The 22,456-nt window shown below is 74.6% G+C and carries 22 protein-coding genes; 4 read left to right on the forward strand and 18 right to left on the reverse strand.

Annotation, left to right across the window (positions count from 1 at the left end; translation table 11 throughout):
- Window positions 1-73 precede the first annotated feature (73 nt).
- The 7 genes from ACFV9J_RS31760 to ACFV9J_RS31790 all read right to left on the reverse strand — a co-directional run bounded on the left by ACFV9J_RS31760 (window position 74) and on the right by ACFV9J_RS31790 (window position 5,687).
- Window positions 74-409 (reverse strand): TcmI family type II polyketide cyclase, encoded by a 336-nt coding sequence (locus ACFV9J_RS31760; protein WP_385359918.1) that lies wholly within the window; start codon window positions 407-409, stop codon window positions 74-76.
- A 33-nt stretch (window positions 410-442) separates the two neighbouring features.
- A complete protein-coding gene (locus tag ACFV9J_RS31765) occupies window positions 443-922 on the reverse strand; it encodes an SRPBCC family protein (protein ID WP_003973657.1) in 480 nt (159 codons plus the stop codon).
- 1 nt (window position 923) lies between these two features.
- The gene (locus ACFV9J_RS31770) at window positions 924-1,196 is read right to left on the reverse strand and encodes an acyl carrier protein (protein WP_011030170.1); all 273 of its coding nucleotides are present in this window, start codon (window positions 1,194-1,196) and stop codon (window positions 924-926) included.
- Window positions 1,197-1,265: 69 nt separating this feature from the next.
- Complete coding sequence (locus ACFV9J_RS31775; protein ID WP_385359921.1) at window positions 1,266-2,540, reverse strand: ketosynthase chain-length factor; 1,275 nt, start codon at window positions 2,538-2,540, stop codon at window positions 1,266-1,268.
- Window positions 2,537-3,808 (reverse strand): beta-ketoacyl-[acyl-carrier-protein] synthase family protein, encoded by a 1,272-nt coding sequence (locus ACFV9J_RS31780; protein ID WP_385359924.1) that lies wholly within the window; start codon window positions 3,806-3,808, stop codon window positions 2,537-2,539. Before ACFV9J_RS31780 ends, ACFV9J_RS31775 begins: the two co-directional genes overlap by 4 nt.
- Window positions 3,805-4,302: a cupin domain-containing protein gene (locus ACFV9J_RS31785; protein ID WP_385359926.1), complete on the reverse strand. Its 498-nt coding sequence runs from the start codon at window positions 4,300-4,302 to the stop codon at window positions 3,805-3,807. The genes ACFV9J_RS31780 and ACFV9J_RS31785 overlap by 4 nt, the downstream gene beginning before the upstream one ends.
- 182 nt (window positions 4,303-4,484) lie before the next feature.
- Window positions 4,485-5,687, reverse strand: coding sequence for a SchA/CurD-like domain-containing protein (locus ACFV9J_RS31790; RefSeq protein WP_385359928.1), 1,203 nt, complete (start codon window positions 5,685-5,687; stop codon window positions 4,485-4,487).
- A gap of 323 nt (window positions 5,688-6,010) precedes the next feature.
- On the opposite strand from ACFV9J_RS31790, the gene ACFV9J_RS31795 reads away from it, so the two are divergent.
- The 3 genes from ACFV9J_RS31795 (at window position 6,011) to ACFV9J_RS31805 (ending at window position 10,018) form a co-directional block, all read left to right on the forward strand.
- Entirely contained in the window at window positions 6,011-7,966 is a 1,956-nt protein-coding gene (locus ACFV9J_RS31795; RefSeq protein ID WP_385359930.1) for an FAD-dependent oxidoreductase, read from the forward strand.
- Between the two features lie 88 nt (window positions 7,967-8,054).
- Window positions 8,055-8,912 (forward strand): patatin-like phospholipase family protein, encoded by an 858-nt coding sequence (locus tag ACFV9J_RS31800; protein ID WP_385359932.1) that lies wholly within the window; start codon window positions 8,055-8,057, stop codon window positions 8,910-8,912.
- A gap of 350 nt (window positions 8,913-9,262) precedes the next feature.
- Window positions 9,263-10,018 (forward strand): LuxR C-terminal-related transcriptional regulator, encoded by a 756-nt coding sequence (locus ACFV9J_RS31805; protein ID WP_385359934.1) that lies wholly within the window; start codon window positions 9,263-9,265, stop codon window positions 10,016-10,018.
- Here ACFV9J_RS31805 and ACFV9J_RS31810 read toward each other — a convergent pair.
- The 11 genes from ACFV9J_RS31810 to ACFV9J_RS31860 all read right to left on the reverse strand — a co-directional run bounded on the left by ACFV9J_RS31810 (window position 10,009) and on the right by ACFV9J_RS31860 (window position 21,589).
- Complete coding sequence (locus ACFV9J_RS31810; RefSeq protein ID WP_385359937.1) at window positions 10,009-11,466, reverse strand: YcaO-like family protein; 1,458 nt, start codon at window positions 11,464-11,466, stop codon at window positions 10,009-10,011. The genes ACFV9J_RS31805 and ACFV9J_RS31810 overlap by 10 nt on opposite strands.
- Complete coding sequence (locus tag ACFV9J_RS31815; RefSeq protein ID WP_385359939.1) at window positions 11,463-12,260, reverse strand: ABC transporter permease; 798 nt, start codon at window positions 12,258-12,260, stop codon at window positions 11,463-11,465. Before ACFV9J_RS31815 ends, ACFV9J_RS31810 begins: the two co-directional genes overlap by 4 nt.
- Window positions 12,253-13,287, reverse strand: coding sequence for an ABC transporter ATP-binding protein (locus ACFV9J_RS31820; RefSeq protein WP_385359941.1), 1,035 nt, complete (start codon window positions 13,285-13,287; stop codon window positions 12,253-12,255). The genes ACFV9J_RS31815 and ACFV9J_RS31820 overlap by 8 nt, the downstream gene beginning before the upstream one ends.
- The gene (locus ACFV9J_RS31825; RefSeq protein ID WP_385359943.1) at window positions 13,284-14,633 is read right to left on the reverse strand and encodes a hypothetical protein; all 1,350 of its coding nucleotides are present in this window, start codon (window positions 14,631-14,633) and stop codon (window positions 13,284-13,286) included. The genes ACFV9J_RS31820 and ACFV9J_RS31825 overlap by 4 nt, the downstream gene beginning before the upstream one ends.
- Window positions 14,557-15,423: a CPBP family intramembrane glutamic endopeptidase gene (locus ACFV9J_RS31830; RefSeq protein WP_385359945.1), complete on the reverse strand. Its 867-nt coding sequence runs from the start codon at window positions 15,421-15,423 to the stop codon at window positions 14,557-14,559. The genes ACFV9J_RS31825 and ACFV9J_RS31830 overlap by 77 nt, the downstream gene beginning before the upstream one ends.
- 4 nt (window positions 15,424-15,427) lie before the next feature.
- Entirely contained in the window at window positions 15,428-16,333 is a 906-nt protein-coding gene (locus ACFV9J_RS31835; RefSeq protein ID WP_385359948.1) for a SagB/ThcOx family dehydrogenase, read from the reverse strand.
- Complete coding sequence (locus ACFV9J_RS31840; protein ID WP_385359950.1) at window positions 16,330-17,196, reverse strand: hypothetical protein; 867 nt, start codon at window positions 17,194-17,196, stop codon at window positions 16,330-16,332. The genes ACFV9J_RS31835 and ACFV9J_RS31840 overlap by 4 nt, the downstream gene beginning before the upstream one ends.
- Window positions 17,197-17,208: 12 nt before the next feature.
- Window positions 17,209-18,225, reverse strand: coding sequence for a TOMM precursor leader peptide-binding protein (locus tag ACFV9J_RS31845; RefSeq protein WP_385359952.1), 1,017 nt, complete (start codon window positions 18,223-18,225; stop codon window positions 17,209-17,211).
- Window positions 18,226-18,690: 465 nt separating this feature from the next.
- Window positions 18,691-19,608: a response regulator gene (locus tag ACFV9J_RS31850; protein WP_385359955.1), complete on the reverse strand. Its 918-nt coding sequence runs from the start codon at window positions 19,606-19,608 to the stop codon at window positions 18,691-18,693.
- Complete coding sequence (locus ACFV9J_RS31855; protein WP_385359957.1) at window positions 19,605-20,786, reverse strand: sensor histidine kinase; 1,182 nt, start codon at window positions 20,784-20,786, stop codon at window positions 19,605-19,607. Before ACFV9J_RS31855 ends, ACFV9J_RS31850 begins: the two co-directional genes overlap by 4 nt.
- A 272-nt stretch (window positions 20,787-21,058) precedes the next feature.
- Window positions 21,059-21,589 (reverse strand): Lrp/AsnC family transcriptional regulator, encoded by a 531-nt coding sequence (locus tag ACFV9J_RS31860; RefSeq protein ID WP_385359959.1) that lies wholly within the window; start codon window positions 21,587-21,589, stop codon window positions 21,059-21,061.
- Window positions 21,590-21,728: 139 nt separating this feature from the next.
- On the opposite strand from ACFV9J_RS31860, the gene ACFV9J_RS31865 reads away from it, so the two are divergent.
- Complete coding sequence (locus ACFV9J_RS31865) at window positions 21,729-22,409, forward strand: nitroreductase family protein (RefSeq protein WP_115744201.1); 681 nt, start codon at window positions 21,729-21,731, stop codon at window positions 22,407-22,409.
- The last annotated feature ends 47 nt before the right edge of the window (window positions 22,410-22,456 follow it).

Consider the following 22,456-nt stretch of genomic DNA (forward strand, 5'->3'; position numbering starts at 1 on the left):
GCCCCCAACGCCGGCGTCGGGGTCGCCGGGTGGTAATCCGGGCGACCCCGACGCATGCGGGGACGGAGTGCCGTCAGCCGGCAGTGGTCCGCTCCCAGCGGTAGAAGCAGCGCGCCATCGCGTCCTTCGGACCGCGCCACGTCGCCGGGTCGTACGCCGAGACGTACGGTTCGAGCCGCTCGCTGACCTGGCGGAACTCCGGGTGCCCGGTCAGCCTGCCGATGGTGGGGGCCGGGTCCTCGTCGCTCTCGATGAGGTGCAGGTACACGCCGTCACCGAACTCGAACAGGCTGCGCCGGTTGACGCCCACCAGGTGCGGCAGCTCGCCGCTGTCGGACTCCGCGAACACCTTCGCGATGTCCGGTGCCGCGCCGGGTGCCATCCGGGCGACGATCAGTGTGTGGTGCATGAGGGTGCTGCCCTTCGCCGATGTCCGTACGTGTCAGTCGGCGAGCACCGACGCGGTCCGCCGCTCGCCCGCCGCCTGCTCGATCCGGTCCCGGATCAGCGCCATCTGCGTACGCGAGTTGCGGTTGATGTTGTCCGTCATCCAGGCGTCGTCCACGGGCGCGTCCGGCTTCATCGCGAAGTCCTGCGTCCAGCGCATCACGGTGCCCTCGGCGGTCTCCGCGTACTCCCAGACGATGTTCATGTACTGGAAGGGCCCGGTCTCGACCCGCTGGGCGCGGACCGTGCGGGTGACCGGGTCCGCGACCCGCTCGGAGACCCAGCTCCACACCTTGCCGTCGGCGTCCGGGTGCATGGTGAGCCGGAAGGTGACCTTGTCGTCGTCGCGCCCGAGTACCTCCACGGAGGCGTACTCGCTGAACAGCCCGGGCCACTTCTCGATGTCGTTGGTCATGTTCCAGACCAGCTCCATCGGGGCGGCGATGGTGATCTCGTTGTCGGTGTGCCCTGCCATGTCACACTCCCGTCTTGAGGGCGCCGTTGACCAGCGCGAGGAAATCCGCGGGCGTCTTGCAGCGCTCGGCCTGCTCGGGCAGGCCCAGGCCGTACCGCTTCTCCAGCTCGGCCACGATGCCCAGCAGGCCGAGGGAGTCCAGGCCGAAGGTGTCAAAACCGTCGTCGGCCTGCTGCCGGAGGGTGACCGGGTCGACGTGCACGCCGGCGGTGCGCTTCATCAGCGCCGACAGCTCCTCGACGGTCACCTGGTAGTCCAGCTGCTGGTCGGTCATGGGTGTCCTCCTTGACTCGGGTTGGCCGGCCACGGGCCTCGCCCGTGGCCGTCGGTCGTCGTTCGGCCGTCAGCGGCCCTCGGGCGGTACCGCGCCCCGGCGCAGGACGAGCGCCGAGTTGGACCCCATCAGGCCGCGCGCCAGGACCAGGGCCGTGCGCGGCTCGGCGGGGCGGGCCCGGCCGGTCACCAGGTCCAGGTCGTGGCACACGTCCAGCACGTGCGGGGTCGGCGGGATCAGCCCGTGCTCCATCGCGAGCACCGCCGTCGCCACGTCGAGCACCGGCGCCGCGCAGTACGCCCGCCCGGTACCGGTCTTGGGCGCGGTGACCGGCACCCGTGCGGCGTGCGGGCCCAGCGTGTCGGCCAGCGCCAGCGCCTCGGCCCGGTCGGCCTCCGGGACCCCGAGGGCGTCCGCGAAGACCACGTCGACCTCCTCGGGCCGGCAGCCCGCCTCGGCCAGGGCGCCCTGGATCGCGCGGGCCAGCCCCTCCCGGGACTCGGCCCAGCGGCCGGGCCCGGTGAAGGTCGCCGCGTGCCCGGCCACCGTCGCCCGCACGTCCGCCCCGCGCTCCCGGGCCGCCGTCTCCTCCTCCACGACGAGTACGGCACCGCCCTCGGCCGGTGCGAAACCGCAGGCCGCCTCGGTGAACGGGCGGTAGGCGCGGTCGGGTTCGGCGGCCCGGCTCAGCTCGGGGTAGCCCAGCTGGCAGACGATCGAGTACGGGGCCAGCGGCGCCTCCGTCGCGCCGCAGACCACCGTGTCGGTGCCGCCCCGCACGGCCAGCGCCGCGTGCGCCAGGGCGTCCAGGCCGCCCGCCTCGTCGGCGGCCACGACCCCGCAGGGGCCCTTGAAGTCGTTGCGTATGGAGACCTGGCCGGTGCTGGCCGCGTAGAACCAGGCGATCGACTGGTACGGGCCGACGTGGCGCGAGCCGTGCCCCCACAGGTTCTGCAGCTCCCGCTGCCCGAACTCGCCGCCGCCCGAACCCGCCGCGGTGACCACGCCGACCGAGTACGGCGAGTCGACGTCGGCCCGGCCGAACCGGGCGTCGGTCAGCGCGTGCTGGGTCGCGGACAGCGCGAAGTGCGTGAACCGGTCGGTCTGGACGAGGAAGCGGTCCTCGACCGTCTCGGCCGCGTCGAAGCCGTGCACCTCGCCCGCGACCCGCAGCGGCAGGTGCGCGCAGCCCTCCCGGGTGACGGGACCGAGACTGCTGGTGCCGTCGGCGACCGCCTTCCAGTGCGCCTCGACGCCGGTGCCGTGCGGCGACACCACGCCGAGTCCGGTGACGACCGCTCGCCGGCTTCCACCGCCGGTGCCGGTCCGTTGTGGTCCGCTCATCGCAGCCCTCCTTCACTGCCGCTCAGTACGACCGCGGATTGGAAGCCGCCGAAGCCGCTGCCCACCGACAGCACGTGCCGCAGCGTCCGCTCCCGTGCCTCGCGCGGCACGTAGTCCAGGTCGCACTCGGGGTCGGGGGTCGTGTAGTTGGCCGTGGGCGGCACCACCTGGTGGGCCATCGCCAGGACGCACGCGGCCAGTTCGATGGAGCCGATCGCGCCGAGCGAGTGGCCCACCATGGACTTGATGGAGCTCATCGGCGTCGCGTAGGCGTGCTCGCCCAGCGAGCGCTTGACGGCCGCGGTCTCGTGCCGGTCGTTCTGCTGGGTGCCGGAGCCGTGCGCGTTGACGTAGTCGATCGCCGAGCCGTCGAGGTGCGCCATGTCCAGCGCCGTGTCGATGGCCCGCGCCATCTCCAGGCCCTCCTTGGTGAGCCCGGTCATGTGGTAGGCGTTGCCGAAGGTGGCGTAGCCGGAGATCTCGCAGTACACGTCCGCGCCCCGGGCCCGGGCGTGCTCCAGGTCCTCCAGGACCAGCACCGCCGCGCCCTCGCCCATCACGAAGCCGTTGCGGTCCGCGTCGAAGGGCCGGGAGGCGTGCGCGGGGTCGTCGTTGTTCGGCGAGGTCGCCTTGATGGCGTCGAAGCAGGCCATGGTGATCGGCGATATCGGCGAGTCCGCCGCGCCCGCCAGGCACACGTCGACGCGTCCCTCGGCGACCGCGTGGTAGGCGTACCCGACGGCGTCCAGGCCGGACGTGCACCCGGTGGAGACGGTCTGCACCGGCCCGCGCACCCCGAACTCCTCGGCGACCGCGGAGGAGAGGGTGGCCGGGGTGAACGCGCGCTCCAGGTGCGGTTCGGAGCGCCGGTCGTCGACGTCCCAGCGCGAGCCGCGCTCGCTCACCAGGACGTAGTCGTGCTCCAGCCGGGTGGTGCCGCCGACCGCCGTGCCGAGCGTGGCACCGGTCCGCCAGGGGTCCTCGCGGTTCATGTCGAGGTTCGCGTCCCGGACCGCCTCCGAGGCGGCCACCAGCGCGAACTGCACGTACCTGTCGCAGCGCTGGGCGGTGGCGAGACCGAGCCCGTGGTCGGACGGCTCGAAGTCGCACTCGGCGGCGATCTGCGAGCGCAGCCCGGCCGGGTCGAACAGGGAGATGCGGCGCGTCGCCGTACGGCCTTCGGACAGCAGCCCCCAGAACCGGGGCACGCCGATCCCGCCCGGGGCGACGACGCCTATGCCCGTGACGGCGACCCGGCGCCGGGTCATGACACCACCTCGGCCGCGGGGGCGGACCGCTCGTGCCCGGCGTGGCCCGTCTGGCCCGTCTGGCCCGTCTGGCCCGCGTGCGCCCCGTCGCAGGGGAGCGCGTTGCCCTCGGCGTCCTCCGTGTCGACGTGGCCCAGCTCCGGACGCGGGGCCAGCGGCCCCAGGTGGAACACGAGCCGCGCCTCGACGTCCCCCGCGTTGCGGAAGCGGTGGCGCATGTCCTGCGGGATCAGCAGCCCCTGCCCGGTGCCGAGCGAGTGCGGCACCCCGTCCAGGTCCACCTCGAGGGCGCCCTCCGTGACGTACACGAACTCCTCGGAGTACGGGTGGTAGTGCTCGGCGATGCGGTCGCCGGGCTCCACGATGGCCACGCCCATGAAGCCGCTGGTCGACCCGGCGGTGGTGGGCGTGAGGAGGGCGCGGAGGTCTCCGCCGCGGCGGCGGTTCGGGGCGATGTCGCCGAGGGAGACGATGCGTACCTGCTGGTCTGTCATGTCGTTCACTCCGGGGTGACGGGAGGAAGGAGGGGGGAGAAGAAGGAGAAGCGGGAGAAGCGGGGGAAGCGGGGGAAGCGGGGAGAGAGCGGGAGCGGGGGAGCAGGGGGCGGCGCGGAAGGTCGCGCGGTCCGGCGGGCACGCCGTCGGGCCCGGCCGGCCGCGCGGTCGGGGGGCGTGCTTCAGGAACCGGCCGAACGCCGGTCGGTCAGGGGCGTCATACGGACCCGGCGCAGCAGCCGGGACAGCGTCGCGGCCTCGGCCGGCGACCCGTCGACGCCGACCGCGGCGGCGTCCAGCAGCCGCTCGGCATCCGCGGCACCCCGGCCGTGCAGGCCGAGGACCTCGGCGGGCGCGTCCTCGGGGTCGCCGTCCACGTCGACGAGCCGTACGACGAGGTCGTCGCGGTGGAAGACGGTGGCCGCCAGCACCGGGCCGTCCGGGTTCCGGGCGGCGGACGCGTCCTGACGGGCCAGCAGCCGGGCCAGTTCCGGACCGGCGCCGTCGCGCACCGGGTAGAGCAGCGCGAGCCGTTCCCGGCGGGCGCCCGCCCGGTCGGGGTACGTCGCGTGGTGGACGGCCGGCATGGCGGCCCGGGTGAAGAACCGCCGGGCGGACCCCGGGTCGCCGAGGTCCCGGTCCTGCTCCAGATACGGGTTCAGCGCCTCCTCGACGGCCCGCACCCCGGGCTGCCGGGCGACGTGGCGCAACGCGGTCTGCAGGTCGCCGCGCACCTCCACGGCCCGCACGATCCGGTTGCCGGACATGAAGAGCGAGGTGCGCAGCAGCCGCGTGGAGCCGTCCACGTGGGCGTCGGGCGACACGTACCCGGACAGCAGCCGGGCGGTCTCGGCCTCGGTGCCGGGCCGTACGGTGAAGGTGAGGGCGTGCCGTACGACGTTGTCCCCGATCCGGGGCGCGGAGCGCGGCTCACCGGGTGCCGGGCGCCCGCCGTCGGTCTCCCGCAGGACGCTGTAGCGCAGCGAATGGGTGTCACGGACGCAGGTCGCCAGCGGCTCGACGGTGTCCAGGTGCTCGTCGCTGTTGACCCAGGCCAGGAAGGGCGCGGCGCTCTCCCACTCACTGGTGAGGAGCCACTGGGTCGGGTTCTCCAGGGACTGGCACAGCTGGTCGCTGACGTGTCCGGGGACGGCGGCGACCCGGTCGCGGATGCGCTCGTAGGCGTCCAGGAACTCCTGCTGCATTCCGTCGTGGACGTCCAGCATCAGGACGACCCGCACGCGGGAGCCGTCGAACGCGGATATCGACACGCCGCCGGCGTCCGTCGCCACGGCGGGCGACGTCGCCGACGTCGCCGACCTTGCTGTGGCCTGCGTCGCGTCCGTGGTCGGGGCATCCGTCGCTACGACGGGAGAGACCGTCATCCGGCCCACCTCTTCTCCGGTCTTCCTCGTGGACTGGGGCGATCGTCGGCGGCGCCCGCCAGGCCGGCGGGGTGCGACGGTCGCGTAAGCACGATCGTGGGCCGTGCCCGCGGGGTCCGCGAACCAGGAGGGTTAAGCGGGTGAAGCCTGCGCCGTCGCGGGCCCCGACGGGCCGTACGGGGCATGCATGAAGGCCCCGGCGCACCTCGGTCGGACCCCTCTCGCACCCCTGACGCATCCCCGACGCGCACCTGAACGCGCGTCCGACGCACTCCCGCCCCACTCCCGACGCACCACCCCTGTCGTACAACGGAGGACGAATCATGAACGAAAGAGCCGACCGGTCCGGCGGCGCCGCCCCCGGGGGCGACCGGACCCACCGCGTTCCGGTCCTGGTCGTCGGCGGGTCCCTGGTGGGCCTGTCGACCTCGGTGTTCCTGGGCCGGCTGGGCGTCCGGCACACCCTGGTGGAGCGGCACGCCGGCACCTCCATCCACCCCCGCGGGCGCGGCAACAACGTCCGCACGATGGAGATCTTCCGGGTGGCCGGCACCGAGCCGGACATCCGCAGGGCCGCCGCCACGCTGGCCGACAACCACGGCATCCTCCAGGCGCCGACCCTGGCGGGCGACGCGGGGGAGTGGCTGTTCAAGCAGATCGACCCGGGCGGCGGACTGGCCCGCTTCAGCCCCAGCTCCTGGTGCCTGTGCAGCCAGAACGACCTGGAGCCCGAACTCCTCACGCACGCCGTGAACCTCGGCGGCGACCTGCGCTTCGGCACCGAACTGCTCTCCTTCGAGGCCGACACCGAGGGCGTCACGGCGATCGTGAAGAGCCGGGAGACCGGCGAGCACACCACCATCCGCGCGGACTACCTGGTCGCCGCCGACGGCCCCCGCAGCCCCGTCCGCGAACAGCTCGGCATCGGCCAGAGCGGACCCGGCGACCTCTTCCACAACGTCAGCATCACCTTCCGCTCGCGCCGTCTCGCCGACGTCGTGGGCGACCGCCGGTTCATCGTCTGCTACCTGACGGACGAGAACGCCGACGGAGCCCTGCTGCCCGTCGACAACCGCGAGAACTGGGTCTTCCACGCCCCCTGGCACCCCGAACAGGGCGAAACCGTCGAGGACTTCACCGACGAGCGCTGCGCCGCCCACATCCGCCGCGCGATCGGCGATCCCGGCCTCGACGTCGAGATCACCGGCAAGGCCCCCTGGCACGCCGCCCAGCGCGTCGCCCGCAGCTACCGCTCCGGCCGCGTCCTGCTGGCCGGCGACTCGGCCCACGAGATGTCCCCCACCGGCGCCTTCGGCTCCAACACCGGCATCCAGGACGCCCACAACCTCGCCTGGAAGCTGGCCGCGGTCCTCGAGGGCTGGGCGGGCGAGGCACTGCTGGACACGTACGACACGGAACGGCGCCCGGTCGCGGAGGCCACCAGCGCCCGCGCCGCCCATCGCTCGGTCGAGCACAGCCACCCGGGCTTCGCACCGCCGCCGGTCGTGGGGGGTGGCGGTCCGGGCGCGGGGGCTCCCGGCGGTGCGGGCCTTGGCACCGGTGGTCCTGGCGGCCCCGGTGGTGCTGGCGGTACCGGCGGCCGCGGTGGTCCTGGCGGTGCGGGCCTTGGCACCGGTGGTCCTGGTGGCCCCGGTGGTGCTGGCGGTACCGGCGGCCGCGGTGGTCCTGGCGGTGCGGGCCTTGGCACCGGCGGTCCTGGCGGCCCTGGCGGCCCCGGTGGTCCTGGCGGACCCGGCAGTCCTCGTGGTGCGGGTGGCGGCCCCGGTGGCGGCGGCCCGCAGCGCGGGATCCTCAACGTCGCCCTCGGCTACCGCTACCCGCGGGGCGCGGTGGTCGGCGCCGACCCGGCGACCCCGGTGGTCCCGGAGGGCCTCGACCTCACCGGAGCGCCCGGCAGCCGGGCTCCCCACCTCTGGGTGCGCCGGGGCCAGGACCGGTTGTCCACCCTGGACCTCTACGAGGGCTCCCTCGTCCTGCTCAGCGACGCCGCCCAGCCCACCGGCTGGCACGAGGCGGCCGCCGGGGTGGCCGCCGGGATGCGGGTCCCGCTGGAGTCGTACCGGGTGGGCGGAACGCCCGGGGCCGACCTGGTCCCGGACGACGAGGAGACCGACTGGGCGCGCGCCCACGGGGTGACCCGCGGCGGCGCGGTCCTGGTCCGCCCCGACGGCTTCGTGGCCTGGCGCTCCCCGGGCCCCGCCCCCGACCCGGAGTCGATGCTGCGCCAGGTGGTGGGGACCGTACTGGCCCGCAGCTGAGTGAGGCACGGGCGACCCCAAACGTGGACCACTCCCCGTTTACCTGCTAGCGTCGCGCTCGGCAGCGAAACGGGGAGTGGTCCCCGTTATGGGAGGGGTGAAGGACGTGGCGGACACGGCGCTGGTGCTGGGCGGGGGCGGTCTGACCGCGTACGGATGGCAGATCGGCGTCCTGGCGGGGCTGGCCGACGCGGGGGTGGACCTCGCGGAAGCCGACGTCCTCGCGGGCACCTCGGCGGGTTCGCTGCTGGCGCTCGACCTGGCCGGGGGCTCGGCCCCGGCCGACCTCTACAAGGAGCAGCTCGACGGCGCACGCGCCATGATGGACGTGGACTTCACCCTCGGCATGACGGTCAGGTACCTGTGGGCCGCGCTGGGCTCGCGCGACCCGGAGACGGTGGTCAGGCGCCTCGGCCGGCTGGCGCTCTCCGTGCGCGACGTGTCGCAGACCGCCGTCTTCGACGCCATCGGCGCCCAGCTGCCCGTCCGGGACTGGCCGGACAGGACCGTCCGGATGTTCGCCGTCGACGCGCTCACCGGTGAACCGACCGCCTTCGACGCCGACAGCGGGGTCGACCTGCTGCACGCCATGTCGGCGACCTGCGCACTGCCGCCCCTCTTCCCGCCGATCGGCATCGGCGCGGGCCGCTGGATGGACGGCGGCGTCCGCTCCACGACCAACGCCGACCTGGTCGACGACTGCGCGCGCGTCGTCGTACTGGCCCCGATCCCCAAGGGCGCGGGAGCGAGCCCGAGCGCGCGGACCCAGGCCGAGACCCTCGCCTCGCGCGGGGCCCGGGTCGCCCTGCTGACCCCCGACCGGGCGGCCCGCCGCGCCTTCGGCCGCAACGCCCTGGACGCCTCCCGCATCCCCGGGGCGGCGCGGGAGGGCCGGCGCCAGGGCGCGGCCCACGCGGGACGCATCGGGGAGATCTGGCAGGGCTGAACCCCGCTCGGCCGCCGGGCGTCCCGGTGGCGTACCGCGCCCGCTGACGGGGCCTCGGCGACGGTGCCGTCGAGGTCCGCGACGACCCGTCCGTTGCTCGGGCCGGCTCCGTGTCAACCCGCCCGAACAGGGGATGCGGGCCTGCCGCCCGTTCCTTGACGCCTCATCACTCCCTCCGTGATCATTCACATGATCTGCACACAAGTGGGTGTCACTCGTACCGGTGCCACCCGTACCCGAGAAATCAGGAACGTACGGGAATGCCCGTTCCCATGCGTGCGCGGCGGCGTTCCGACCAAGACGCCCCCGTCCCGTCGTTCCTGCCGGACCGTGCGAGGGGGAGCAATTCCATGGACGAGCTCTACGGGCAGCTCCGTTCTGCCGTGGCCCGGTTGTCCGGGCTGACGGAGGCGCTCGACGGGGCCGCACCCGCCGTCGGGCGGGGCGCGCCGCGGACCGCCACGGCCGAGCAGATCGACGGCGTCTTCGCCACCGTCGCCGGCTCGGCCCGCCTCGAACTGCTGGAAGTGCGGCCCGAGGTGAGGTGCGACCGGGGCCCCGGCGGCCCGCGCTCCGGGGTGCGCCACCGGGCGATCGTCGACTCCGGGGTGGCGCACGCCGCCCGCGGGGCGCTCGGGACGGTCGCCGAGATCCGGACCGCCGCGCTGCTGCCGGTCCGCGTCGCGATCGCCGACCGGGACGTGCTGGCGCTCGCGGTGGGGCTGACCGACACCACCGGCTGGCTGGTGACCGACCGCCACACCGACGCCGCGGCCCGCACCGCCGTCCGGTTCGCCGACAGCTGGTGGCCGCGCGCCCACCGCTACGCACCCGTCGCCGCCGCCGAGTCCGGCACCGAGGCCGCCGTGATCGACGGACTGCTCCAGGGCCTCACCGACGAGTCCGTCGCCCTCCGGCTCGGCGTGACCCCGCGCACCGTGCGCCGGCACGTCGCCGCGGTGTCCGCCCGGCTGGGCGCCGTGTCCCGGTTCCAGCTCGGGGTGCTGATCGGCCAGCGGGCCGCCCGCGGCGGGAGCCCGGCGGCGGCGGGCGCCGCCGCGACGGCCCCGGCGGCACCGGAGCCGGACGCGGTCGGTCACGGATAGGGCAGCGGCCGCACGTTCAGGTCGGCGAACTCCAGCGGCCGCTCCCGGCGCCCCGACTCGTGGGGGACCGTGCCGTAACGGGGGTTGCCCAGCCCCGGGGCCTGGGGCGGGTAGGGCGGGCTCAGTTCCGGCATCACCACCTTCATCAGGCTGGTGTGCCGGAACTGCGGCAGCGAGAAGTCGAAGACGACCGGGTCCCAGCCGCGCTCCGTGAGCAGCGCCGTCAGCCGGTCCCAGCGCTGCTCGGGCCCGGCCCCGGCCGGACGCCGCGGCAGCTCCGACAGCGGGATCTCCTCGCCGCCGTCGTAGAACCAGGACACCTTCTCCCGGTTCTCCTCGAAGCCGTAGTACGGGATGACCTGGATGTAGTTGGAGAAGTCGGCGGCCTCCGCGTCCTTGTCGATGGCGAACTGCCGGCCGAACGCCTCGGTGAACTCCCAGTCCGGCGTGGCCAGCGAGATGCGCAGACTGCGCTCGGCCTGCGCGTACTCCGTGAGCGCCGACAGCATCGCCTCCTCGGTGTCGTCGGACACCCCGCCGCCCGCGAAGTAGCCGTAGCGGCGCAGCCAGCCGTCCCGCTCGATCGCCGTGATCACCGGGTAGTCGAACAGATCGAGGTTGTGGTGGTGGAAGGTGATCTCGCCGGGCTGCACCCCGGTCGTCTCCAGCAGCCGGCGCAGGACCGGGTCGCGGACCGGCCGGTCGACGACGACCCGGTCCAGCGGCACGCCGCCGTACCAGCGCAGATTGACCGCATCGCGTTCGAACAGCTCCAGCACGCCGTGCCACAGGGCGTCGCGGCGGCTGATGTGGCTGGCCAGGCCGCCGCTGGGGGCCAGGCCCACGAGCGGCTCGTCGGGGCCGTGCAGGTAGAAGAGCATGACCAGTTGCGCGGGGAGGTGGACCTCCTCCCCGGACAGCAGCCGGCGCCCGGCGATCCACCCCAGCTCGGTGTCCTCCGTCCACGGCTCGTACAGCGGGTCCTCGGCCAGCTGCTCGGGCGCGAACACCGGGAAGAGTTCCGGGTGCAGACAGGGGACACCCTGAGCCGTCAGGGTGCGGTACGAGCCGTGCACGATCCGCTCCATGTGGGTGAGGTAGGCGAGCGAGCCCAGCACCCGCTCCACCGCCTCGCCCACCGACGACGCGGTGGTGCCGAACAGGTCGTGGCCCTTTCCGCCGCCGTACACCTGGCCGCCGAACCCGGTGTTGAGCCCCGGCAGGCCCAGCAGCCGGCCCATCGCGTGGTCGAGGTCGAAGTACTGCCCGTGCGCCACGTACATGGGCTTGCCGAGCCCGGAACGGAAGTAGGTGGTGAAGGAGCGCAGCGGACCGAGCGGGTGGTAGTAGTCGAGCACCTCCCTGATGGCCCCGAACTCGGTGTCGTTCAGCACCGGCTTCAGCAGCCGGTCCCGGTGGTTGAGCCACTCGCTGTGCAGCGTGCTCATCGGTTTCCTTCCCAGGTGGACTTGGAACGGGCGATCAGGACGAGGACCACGGAGGCGGCCAGCACCGCGGCCAGCTCGGGCAGTTCGGAGACCATGGAGCGGCCCAGGTAGGAGTCGACGGACGCGTCGATGACCGGCGTCATCGGGTTGAACGCGGTGAGGGTCCGCAGCCAGTCGGGGAACGAGTCGCGCGGGACCGCCGCCCCGGAACCGAGGAACATCACGAAGAACAGCCCCGTGCCGGTGATCTGCACGCTGCGGGTCGGCAGGTCGAGGCTGCCCAGCAGCACCCCGGCGGCGAAGGTGAACACCAGCCCGGTCAGCACCGCCAGCGCGAACTGCGCGGGCGCCGCCAGCACCACGCCGTACGCCACCGCGACCACCGCGAGCAGCGCGGCCACCGCCAGCGCGAACATCAGCAGCCCCACGGCGACCTGCGAGAACCAGAACCACCACATCGGCACCGGCGCCAGCCGGTAGCGGCGCAGCACCCCGCTGGTCCGGCACTCGGAGATGTTGATGGCCACCCCGAGCACCCCCAGGTTGACGGCGATGGTGACCACGATGTGCGGCACGTACTCGTCGATGAAGCGCACCCCGTCGTCCCCGCTGCCGGTGGGCTCGGTGCCGTAGGCGACGCCCAGGAACAGCAGCATCGCCAGCGGGAAGACCAGCACGAAGAACACGGCGGCCGGCTCCCGCAGGAACAGCAGCAGCTCCACGCGGCACAGCCGGACCAGACCGCGCGGGGAGCGGCGGGCGGGCGGGGAGATCGGTGCGGGCGGTTCAGTCATGCGCGGGGCGGGACTCGGGGCGGGGTTCGGGGCGGGGTTCGTGGCGGGGTTCGTGGCGGGGTTCATAGGGGGTTCCCGTTCTCGTCAGATAGAGGTCCTCTAGGTCGGTCGGGCCGGTGGCCGCGGCGGCCAGCACCGGCCGCGGATCGTCGCCCGCCACCGCGTGGGCGCGCAGCGCCGCCACCGCCTTCTCGGCGAACCCGGCCTCGCCGTAGGCGTAGAGGGTCCCGGCCACCACCCGCGAGGTGGTCCAGCCGGGCACCCCGCGCACCAGCTCCCGCACCCACGCCCGGTCCGGCAGCCGCAGCCGGGTGCTGATCCCGGCCGCGCCGAGCAGTTCGGCGACCGGGCCGTCGGCGGCGATCCGGCCCCCGTCGAGCACGTACACGCGGTGGCAGCGGCTCTGCGCCTCGTGCAGGTCGTGGGTGGCCAGCAGCACGGCGGTACGGCTGCCGGTGAGCTGCTCAAGGAGCCCCCACAACTCCAGCCGGGCGTGCGGGTCCAGGCCCGTGGTCGGCTCGTCCAGGAGCAGGACCGGCGGGCGGCCGAGCAGCGCGAGGGCCAGGGTCAGCCGGCGCTTCTGCCCGCCGGACAGCTTGCGGTAGAACATCCGGCGGTGCTCGCTCAGCCCGATCTGCTCCAGCAGGTCGCCGACGTCCCACGGGTCGTCGTAGAAACCGGCGAACAGCTCCATCGCCTCGGCCACCCGCAGCCGCTCGGCGAGGCTGGACTCCTGCAACTGCGCGCCGAACGCCAGGTGGTAGACGGCGGGACCGGCGCCCCGGCCCATCCCGGCGATCTCGACGGACCCCCGGTCGGGCCGCCGGATGCCCTCCACGCATTCCAGGAACGTGGTCTTCCCGGCGCCGTTGGGCCCCACCAGCCCGACGATCTCCCCCGCGTGCACCCGCACGGACACCCCGGCGAGCACCACGGTGCCGTCGTAACTCTTGTGCAGGTCCTCGGCCCGCAGCACCACGGGGGCACCCGACTGAGCCGGCCGCCTCCCCTTCTCGGTCACGGTCATGGTCGCGTCTCCTGAGGTCCGACGGCGTGCGCGGGTACGGAGGTGAGGGGCACGGCCGGGACGAGGGTCCGGGCGGCCGCCGGCAGGGCGCCCAGGCCGGGCAGCTCGTCCGGCGCGGTGGTCAGGGCGAGCACACCGCTCACCCACGGCGTGGCGGCGGAGCCCAGCAGCACGGCCGGCGTGCCGCCGGTCGCCGCGGCCAGGACCGTACGCCGGGACAGCCCCGCCCGCTCCCACCACGACAGCTCGTCGTACAGGCCGTATCCCGGCACCAGGGACAGCCCGAGCGCGTCGCTGCCCGCCACCAGCGCGACCCCCAGCTCCCGGGCCCGCGCCAGCGCGTCCAGCAGGAACGCCCAGCCGTCGTCGAACTCCCGGCGCGCCGCCCCCTTGAGATGCTCGTAGCCGAAGTGCTCCCGGGCGTACTTGCGGCCGAACACCAGCCCCGGGCCGCGCATGTCGAGCAGATACCGGTGGAACGGCGCCATCGGCAGGGTCCGTTCGAGGCGCGGCTCGGACACCGCCTCCTCCAGCAGCGCGGCGCGCCGCCAGGAGTGCAGCAGCGGCACCAGCGCCGTGCCCTGCCCCGCCAGCACCCGCAGCGGCTCGTCCGCCGCGGCGCGCACCCCCGGATCGGCGAAGGCGCGTACGGTCGCCGCCGCCGAGCGGGGCGAGGCCGCCGGGGGCAGCAGACAGCGGGGCAGGTCCTGCACCAGCGCCGCGCCTTCCCTCGCCGCGGCACGGGCGTCGGTGCGGCCCGGCTGGTGCAGCACCGGCAGGCCGTACTCCCGCGCCGCCGCCACCACCTCCCCGAGCGCCCCGGGCTCCAGCGACGGCCCGGTGCACACCACCCGGGCCCCGTCGGCGGCGACCGCGGCCAGGGCCCGGCGGGCGGACGGGGCGTCCCGCACCAGCCGGGTGGCCGTGGTGGTGGCGGGCGGGCCGTCCAGCACCGGCCCGCTCCACAGCAGCGCCGGATCGCCCGGCGCGGGATCCGCGGCGAGGGCGAGCGGCGGCTCGGTGTGTCCGGCGGCGCTCAGTACGACGGTGACACCGGCCTCCGCGCACAGGGCGAGGCCCGCCCGGTGCGGGGCCAGCGCGTCGCCCTCCACCGCCCGGTTGAAGTAGCCGGTGACGTGGGCGAGGCCGTCCACCAGGCCCGGCAGCAGCGCACCGTGCCACCGCACCGGCCCGGCGTCGCCGCCCGGCGGGTCCGTACCGGCGCCCCAGTCCGTCACCCGGCCGTCGCCGCCGACCCGGACCCAGCCGTCAGCGAGCCATCGGCGGCCGTCGCACAGCAGCGGAGCCCTGTGCACGGTCGTGGTCGTGCTCGTGCTCGTGGTCATCGGGCGAACCTCCAACCTGTCTCGTGTCGGTGGGCCGGGCGGCGCGGGTCAGGCGGCGGCACACCAGGACCTGGAAGACGGTGTGCGCGGCCACCGCAGGCAGCAGCGACCCGGAGCCGAGCGTCAGCGCGCCCCACAGCAGCCCGTGCACCGCCTTCGCCGGCACCGCGCGCAGCCCGAACGAGGCATGGTGGACGCCGAACAGCGCCGCCTGGACCACCAGCGCGGCCCACGGCACCAGCGCCTCGCGCAGCCCGGTCAGCAGATAGCCGCGGAACAGCACCTCCTCGCCCACCCCCGTGAGCAGCCCCAGGGCGAGCAGGGCACGGGGGGTGCCCGCCCAGGCGCCCACGGAACGGGTGCCGGTCGCGGGCCCTTTCCGGTGCCCTTTCGTGGGCCCTCTCGGGTGCCCTCTCGGGTGCCCGTCGGTCCCGGACGCGCCGCCCGGGACGGCCGCCGCCCGGTGGGCGAGCAGCAGTTCGGCGAAGTAGCCCAGGGCCCCGGCCAGCACACCGGCGGCCGTGGCCGCCGCGACCACCGCCCACCCCTCCGGGCCGGTACGGTCCGGCCCCGCGGACAGTCCGAGGCGTACCGGGTCGAAGCCGGTGAGCACCGCGGACAGGAACGCCGCCGCGCACACCGTCCCCGTGTACAGCACCGGCGCCAGCCGCTCGACCGCCGCCCGACCGCCCGCGCCGCCGACCCGGAACCGCACGGCTGCCGCGATCACCGCGCCGAGCAGCAGGGCGAACGCGGGGGCCACCGCGACGACCAGCAGCAGCCGGTTCACGCCGTCACCGTCCGGCGGGCGGGCCGCACGCGAACATCAGCGAGACGAACGTGTCCCGGCCGTCCAGCCGCAGCAACTCGTTCGCGGTGTCGTCGTCGAAGGCGGCCACCGCGGTGCAGCCCAGCCCGAGGGCGGTCGCCACCAGGTAGAGGTTCTGCGTCAGGACGCCGAGGTCGACGTGGGCGAACCGGTAGGAGCGGATGCCGTACTTCCACTCCACCCGGGCCATGTCGAGGGTCAGCACGAGCACGGCCGGCGCGTGGAACAGCCAGTCGGCGGCGATACCGGCCTCGGCGACCTTGCCGCGCATGTTCCCGGAGTCGACGACCGTCAGCTCCGGCCCCGCCGGACGGTAGTAGTACAGGCCCTGGTCCAGCCCGCCCACGTCGTTGGCGACGACATAGACGTCGACCGGACTGAGCCCGCCGGCCGAGGGCGCCCGCCGCACCGGGAAGTCCCGCACGTTGTAGCCGGGCCGGTGGTCGTGGATGCCCGCCGCGCTCTCCAGCAGCCCGGCGAGGGTGGTCAACGGCAGCGGGCCGGGCGCGAAGACGGTGGACGAGTGCCGCTGCTCGATGGCGTCCGCCAGGGACGTCGAGGGCAGCGGCTCCGGCTCGGGCAGCGGGACCGACGGCAGGTCGGCGGGCAGGGCGGGCTCGGCCGGGCGGGGGCGGGCCGCCTGGAGTTCGCGCGGGTCGATCATGTCGTCGCAGACGGCGGCGCGCAGCCGGCGGTGCAGCAGGTCGCGCGGGCGCAGCGGGGGAGCGTCCGCGCCCACGGCGACCCTCGCGGCGAGCCCGCGCAGCGCGGGCAGGTCGCAGACCCGCAGCCCGAGCGCGTGCGCGAGCTGCTCGTCGGTGACGCCGGTGACGCCGGTGACGCCGGTGACGTCGGTGGTGTGGGTGGTCATGCCGGGTCCTCCTCCCCCTGCTCCGCGGCGTCGGCGTCGGCGTCGGCGTCGGTGGGGCGCAGGGCGACCACCGCCAGGGCGGACCGCTCCAGGCCGTCGCAGTGCAGCAGCGTGTCGAGTTCGTCGTCGTAGAAGTCCCGTACCGGGTGGGCCGCGTAGCCCGACCGTCCGGCCAGCCCGCACACCACGTCGAGCAGCACGCCCGCGTCCATGAGCATGTGCCGGTAGCCGCGGGGCCCCCAGGCGAGCATGGTGCGCCAGGGCACGCCGGTCAGCACGAGCGCGGCCTCGGCACCGCGCAGCGCCTCGGCGGCCTCCGGGTCGGCCATCGCGTCGGCGAGCGCCGCGGGGCCCTCGTCGAGACGGCGCTCCACCCACAGGGCGCTCTCACCGGGCTGCTGGCGGCACAGGGCACCGTCGGCGACGACCATCAGGTCGCAGCCGTAGAGGAGTTCCGCGAGCGGGCCGTCGTCGCCGAAGGGCGCGCACAGACCGGCCAGCGGCTCCGGCAGGGTGCCGTGCGGGCGGCGTACGGGATTGGCCTCGGCGGTGAAGTCCTCGGCCCGGTGCCGGCCGCAGGTGGCGAAGAACCAGCGCCGCACCCCCTCGCGTTCGGCGGCGGAGAGCCGGTCGTCGGGGCGGTGCCGGGAGAGCCGGGTGTTGAGGTGGAACAGCTCCGCCACGTCGTCCTGCGCGGGAGCGACCCGGTTGACGAACCCGGAGGCCTTGCCGGGGGCGAGTTCGACGACGTTGGGGGAGGGGAGGAGGGTCTGCTCCAGGGTGCGGCGGAGCAGGTGGTCGAGGCCGGGGAAGTCGGTCCGGGTGGTCCGGGTCCCGTTGGGCGAGGACGCGGGAGGGGTCATGGCAGGGGCCTCCTACAGGAAGGGGTGCCGGAAGGAGGGCCGCTGCTCCGTGCAGACCGGGCAGCGCGGGAGCCGCAGCACGTGCTCCTGGGTGACCTCCAGGCGCTCCATGTCGATCCGCAGCGCCCGGCCCACCAGGAAGCTCGCGCCGTCCACGAGGTAGCGGACGGCGCCGATCGCGGCCCACGAGGCGGCGATCGCCGCGTAGGGGGCGAGCAGCGGGGGGAGGTCGTCGGCGGTGCGGCGGGAGAGTTCCTCGCTGTACAGCTGGTACTCGTGACGCAGCGCGCGGGACGACTCGTGCTGGATCTCGTGCTCGTTGTAGCAGGCCGACTCGCCGGGCACCACGAGCGGCCCGACGATCAGTTCGCTGCCGTCGGCGTAGACCGGCAGCCAGGACCGGCCCGCGGCGACGGCCGCCCGGTTGAGCCGGTGCAGCAGCGCGGGACGCAGTCCGTCGAGGGCCAGGACGAGCAGGTCGGTGCCGTCCAGCAGGCCGGCGAGCTGCTCGTCGCCGTCCGCGCCCTCCAGCCCGGCGGTGCCGGCCGCCGGCGCGGACACCCCGCCGACGCCGAGTTCGGTGAGCTGGGTGCGCAGCTGCGCCGCGACGGAGCCGCCGCCGACGAGACCCACCGTGGTCTGCTCCAGGCCGCGCACGGGGCTGCCGTCACGCAGGCTGTCGTGCATCGCGAGCAGGCCCGCGTCCTCGGGTACGAGCACGCCGTCGTCGGCGAGTTGGCCGACGAGCCCGGCCAGCTGCTCCTTGTCGGCGCGGTCGGCGAAGCGGCCGACGACGTCGTCGGGCAGCCGGGGCTCGGCGAAGGCGCGCAGCAGCGGACCGAGCACCCGGTGCCGGCCGTCGTCACGCAGCACGCGCGAGTAGCGGGAACGGGCCCCGTGCCGCAGCAGCACCTCGTCGTCGGTGCACTGCACCACGGTGAGATAGGGGTTCCGCACGAGCCGGGTGCCGGAGCGGTCGGTCACGGACGCGCCGGGCACGGCGGAGTCGGGGGGTGGGGACAGGGTCACGGGTTCTCCTCGGGGGAGGCGCGATGGGAGGTGCGGCAGGGGAGGCGCGATGAAAGGTGCGGCAGGGTGCGGCAGGGTGCGGCACGGGTTCGCGGGCAGGGCGCGACAGGAGCGCGCAGACGCGGCGCGAGAAGGCGCACCCCGGAGGTGCCGTGCGGGGGCCGGGCCCGGTACCGAAGAGGACCGGGCCCGGCCGCGGCGTCACATCATCACCTTCTTGGAGACGGTGCAGTGACAGTGGCAGCACCAACCGCCGGGCGCGACGGTGGCGTCGGCGGAGAAGTACTTCTCCTCGACCTTGTCGATGATCCGCAGCATGAGACACCTCCTCTCCCACTCGTGAGGACGGGGCAACGAGCGGGATCAACCTAGGAAGCGGTGCGAAAGGCGGGCAATGCCCGCGGACGTTCCGGAAGCGGACATGACCTGAGGGGGACGAGCGGGCCTCCGACGGCCCCGGGACGGCTACCGTCGGTCGTCGTCGGACCCGAGACCGTCCTCGCGCACCCGCACCGCGAGGTCGATCTTCGTGTACGCCGGCCGTCCCGCCCGCCGGTACTTGTCCTTGACGCGGTCGAGGTGGTGCTTGGCGGTGTGCGGGCTGATGCCGACCCGCCGCGCGGTGGCCTTCAGGGTGAGCCCGGAGGCGTAGTGGCGCAGGACCTCCAGCTCCTTGGGGGAGAGCCGGGGCCGGAGGCGGCCGGTGTGGTGCGCCCAGGCGAAGGCGAGTTCGGGGGAGTGGACGGTGCCCCCGGCGGCCACCGTCACGACGGCCTCGACGAGGGTGTCCAGGTCGTTGTCCTTGGTGAGGTAGCCGTCGGCGCCCGCGGCGACGGCCTCGACGACCCCTGCGCGGTCGGTCGCCGTACTGATGATCAGTACCCGGCTGCCGGCGGCCCGCAGCCGACGGATGTTGGCGACGGCTTCGGAGCCGTCCTTGAGGAGGAGATCGAGCAGCACGACGTCGACGACCGGGCCCTTGGGAAGCCCGCCGTCCGGGAGCCCGGCGTTTGGGAGGGCGGGGTTTGGGGGTCCGGCGTTCGGGAGGGCGGCGTTTGGGAGGGCGGGGTTCGGGGGTCCGGCGTTTGGGAGGCCAGGGTTCGGAGGCCCGGCGTTTGGGAGGCCAGGGTTCGGAGGCCCGGCGTCCGGGAGCGCGGCGTTCGGGAGGGCGGTGTTCGGGGGCTCGGTGTTCGGGGGCCCGCCGTCCGGGAGCGCGGCGTTTGGGAGGGCGGGGTTCGGGAGGGCGGGGTTCTGGAGGGCGGCGAGCAGCGCGTCGACCGTGGCCACGGCCGCGACGAGCCGCAGCTCCGCCCGGCCGGACAGCCAGGAGGTCAGGCCCTCCAGGAGCATCCGGTCGTCGTCGACCACGGCGACCCTGATCATCCCGGCCAGCGCAGCGTGACGCAGGTGCCCTCGCCCGGGGCACTGTCGACCTCGGCGGCACCACCGATGTCCCGCATCCGGGCGTGCACGGAGCGGCGCAGGCCCAGCCCGGACGTGGCGGACGGCCGCTCGGGACCGAAACCGGTGCCCCGGTCCACGACGGTCACCTGCAGATGACCGTCGTCGCCGGTGGCGGTGAGGTACGCGCGGCCCGTACCGGCGTGCCGGAGCACGTTGTTGAGCGCCTCCCGGACGGCGTCGCCGAAGCCGGTGGCCACGTCGGAGGGCAGGGCGGGAAGCGCGTGGTACCGGGTGGTGACCCGCAGCCCCAGGTCCTCGGCGTCGCGTACGGCGTCCTCCAGAGCGGTGCCCGCCGGCAGCCGCCCCGGCGCCGGATCGCCCTCGGCCTCGGCTTCGGCGTCGTTCTGCTGCACGAGCCTGCGCAGGTAGTCGGCCTCGCGGGCGCAACGGCTGCGCACGCCCGCGCTGTTGGCGTCGACGCCGCCCTGGGCGATGGCGGTGAGGGTGGCCAGGACGGTGTCGTGCAGGGCCCGGTGGTGGGCGATCCGTTCCGCGTACCGGGCACTCTCGGCCTCGGCGCGCACGGCCTGGGCGGTCGCGGCGTCCAGCAGCCTGCCCTGGCGGCGCAGGTACCACCAGAAGACCAGGGCGATGGCGGCCGACGAGGCGACGGCGTTGAGATGGCCGACGGTGACGGCGACCTGCGCGTCGGCCATGCCGTAGCCCACGAGGTGCGCGGCGCCGACGGCCAGCACCGAGGCGAGCGCGGCCCAGCGCCGCAGGGCGATGGCGGCGACGGCGCTCGACGAGCCGCCCAGCAGCATGACCCAGGCGATGGACGGCGCGTCCCTGGTGTCCGCCCAGGCGTAGGCGGCGAAGGGCAGGGCGCACCCGGTGACGAGCACGTCCAGGACGACCGCCCGCCGATCGAACCAGCCGCGCCTGCGGGCGGCGCCGTGGACGAGCACGCTGCAGCCCAGCGCGGCCGCGAGCACGGCCCAGGACACCGGCCGGCCGGCCTGGTGCCGGGCGACGGCGGCGACCCCGACCAGCAGATGGCTGGCGCGGTACAGCAGCGTGGCGAGCACCAGGAACGCCTGCGCCCGTTGCACCCCCGACCCGAGGCCGCCCGTACCGTCGGGTCCCCCCTCCGCCACCGCCCCGGCACCGCGCCGCGATATGCCTCCGGCAGCGCGCCACGGTACGCCTCCGGCACCGCGCCGCGATATGCCCCCGTCGTCGCCCCGCCCCATGTCCCCTCCGCAGCAGCGCACACCCCGTCGGACGCGAGGCACCGGGCCGGGCGCCGCACCGTCCGCGGAGACGTGTCATCGCGGGGTGTACGGTCTTCCGGCCGCACGGGTCGCCCAGTTCCCCAACTGGCCCGCGCCGCAACGCCCTTGGCACCCCGACTTGGTCGAGCGCCAGGCTACTCGTCCGTGCCCGGCCCCCGGACAGGACGGGCCACCCGGTCCGCGGGCTCCGAGAGGCCGGACACCTCGTCGACCAAGGGCTGGACGCGGTACGGGACGACGGTGCTCAGGGCGATGACCGTCGTGCTGCGCCGCACGCCCGGTACCTCGAGCACGTGGTCGATCACCTGCTGCACGTGCTGGTTGCTGGTGCCCGCGATCCGGCACCAGATGTCGCCGGGGCCGGTCACGACGTGCGCCTCCAGGATCTGCGGAACGGCCCGCAGGCGCGCCGCGATGGCCTCGCGGGCCGGCTGGTCCACCTCGAACGTCGTGAACGCCTGGACCACGTGCCCGAGGGCGGCGACGTCCATGTCCGGTCCGTAACCGGTCACCACGCCGGAGCCGGTCAGCCGGTCGAGCCGGGCCTGCAAGGTGCCGCGGGCGACACCGAGCCGGCGGGCGATCTCCAGCAGGCCCTCACGCGGACGCTCCCGGAGCAGCCGCAGCATCCGGCCGTCGAGCTGGTCGAGCCCCTGTCGTGCCACCGTACCTGCCGATCTGCCACCCGAAGGGCAGCCCGATCCCGCTTCGGCTGCCAAATCGGCAGCCAGCGGACGCCTCTGTTGCCCATTGGGCACTCCCCGTCCCACCCTATGGGCTCCCGTCCAGGAGGAGACCCGTTCCGTGAGGCAGCACACGCACCCGTTCGTCCCCTACCGCCCCGACCGGTACGACGAGGCCGAAATGATCCGGCGGGGGCGGGACTTCGTGTCGTTCGTCGACCGCAGGCGCAGCGTGCGGTTCTTCAGCGACGAGCCGGTCCCGCGCGAGTGCGTCGACCTCGCCGTCGCCGCCGCCAACACCGCACCCTCCGGCGCCCACTTCCAGCCGTGGAAGTTCGCCGTGATCGGCGACGCCGCGACCAAGCACCGCATCCGGGTCGCCGCCGAGGAGGAGGAACGGGTCAACTACGAGGGCGGGCGCATCCCGCCCGAGTGGCGCGCCGCACTCGCCCGCCTCGAAACGGACTCCGACAAGGGCTTCCTCGACGTCGTACCGTGGATCGTGGTCTGCTTCGCCGAGAAGAGCACCGCGATGCCGGACGGTTCGCTGCGCAAGAACTACTACGTGAACGAGAGCGTGGGCATCGCCTGCGGCCTCTTCATCACCGCCCTGCACGCGATGGGCCTGAGCACCCTCACCCACACACCCAACCCGATGGCCTTCCTCACCAGGATCTGCGAACGCCCCGGCAACGAACGCCCCTACATCCTCTTCCCCGTCGGCTACGCGGCGCCCGACTGCGAGGTCCCGGACCTGGCCCGGAAGCCCCTGGCGGAGGCGATCACCGAGCCCCCGCGCTGACGGATCCCCGACGGCCCCCGACCGCCGTGGGCGTCGTCGGGGGCCTG

The organism is Streptomyces sp. NPDC059906 (assembly GCF_042730645.1).
Classification (GTDB): domain Bacteria; phylum Actinomycetota; class Actinomycetes; order Streptomycetales; family Streptomycetaceae; genus Streptomyces; species Streptomyces rubrogriseus.

What these genes read in the sequence shown, in the direction of transcription:
- ACFV9J_RS31760 (WP_385359918.1), bottom strand. Translation starts at nt 409, where the DNA reads ATGCACCACACACTGATCGTCGCCCGGATGGCACCCGGCGCGGCACCG.
- ACFV9J_RS31765 (WP_003973657.1), bottom strand. Translation starts at nt 922, where the DNA reads ATGGCAGGGCACACCGACAACGAGATCACCATCGCCGCCCCGATGGAG.
- ACFV9J_RS31770 (WP_011030170.1), bottom strand. Translation starts at nt 1,196, where the DNA reads ATGACCGACCAGCAGCTGGACTACCAGGTGACCGTCGAGGAGCTGTCG.
- ACFV9J_RS31775 (WP_385359921.1), bottom strand. Translation starts at nt 2,540, where the DNA reads ATGAGCGGACCACAACGGACCGGCACCGGCGGTGGAAGCCGGCGAGCG.
- ACFV9J_RS31780 (WP_385359924.1), bottom strand. Translation starts at nt 3,808, where the DNA reads ATGACCCGGCGCCGGGTCGCCGTCACGGGCATAGGCGTCGTCGCCCCG.
- ACFV9J_RS31785 (WP_385359926.1), bottom strand. Translation starts at nt 4,302, where the DNA reads ATGACAGACCAGCAGGTACGCATCGTCTCCCTCGGCGACATCGCCCCG.
- ACFV9J_RS31790 (WP_385359928.1), bottom strand. Translation starts at nt 5,687, where the DNA reads ATGACGGTCTCTCCCGTCGTAGCGACGGATGCCCCGACCACGGACGCG.
- ACFV9J_RS31795 (WP_385359930.1), top strand. Translation starts at nt 6,011, where the DNA reads ATGAACGAAAGAGCCGACCGGTCCGGCGGCGCCGCCCCCGGGGGCGAC.
- ACFV9J_RS31800 (WP_385359932.1), top strand. Translation starts at nt 8,055, where the DNA reads ATGGGAGGGGTGAAGGACGTGGCGGACACGGCGCTGGTGCTGGGCGGG.
- ACFV9J_RS31805 (WP_385359934.1), top strand. Translation starts at nt 9,263, where the DNA reads ATGGACGAGCTCTACGGGCAGCTCCGTTCTGCCGTGGCCCGGTTGTCC.
- ACFV9J_RS31810 (WP_385359937.1), bottom strand. Translation starts at nt 11,466, where the DNA reads ATGAGCACGCTGCACAGCGAGTGGCTCAACCACCGGGACCGGCTGCTG.
- ACFV9J_RS31815 (WP_385359939.1), bottom strand. Translation starts at nt 12,260, where the DNA reads ATGACTGAACCGCCCGCACCGATCTCCCCGCCCGCCCGCCGCTCCCCG.
- ACFV9J_RS31820 (WP_385359941.1), bottom strand. Translation starts at nt 13,287, where the DNA reads ATGACCGTGACCGAGAAGGGGAGGCGGCCGGCTCAGTCGGGTGCCCCC.
- ACFV9J_RS31825 (WP_385359943.1), bottom strand. Translation starts at nt 14,633, where the DNA reads ATGACCACGAGCACGAGCACGACCACGACCGTGCACAGGGCTCCGCTG.
- ACFV9J_RS31835 (WP_385359948.1), bottom strand. Translation starts at nt 16,333, where the DNA reads ATGACCACCCACACCACCGACGTCACCGGCGTCACCGGCGTCACCGGC.
- ACFV9J_RS31840 (WP_385359950.1), bottom strand. Translation starts at nt 17,196, where the DNA reads ATGACCCCTCCCGCGTCCTCGCCCAACGGGACCCGGACCACCCGGACC.
- ACFV9J_RS31850 (WP_385359955.1), bottom strand. Translation starts at nt 19,608, where the DNA reads ATGATCAGGGTCGCCGTGGTCGACGACGACCGGATGCTCCTGGAGGGC.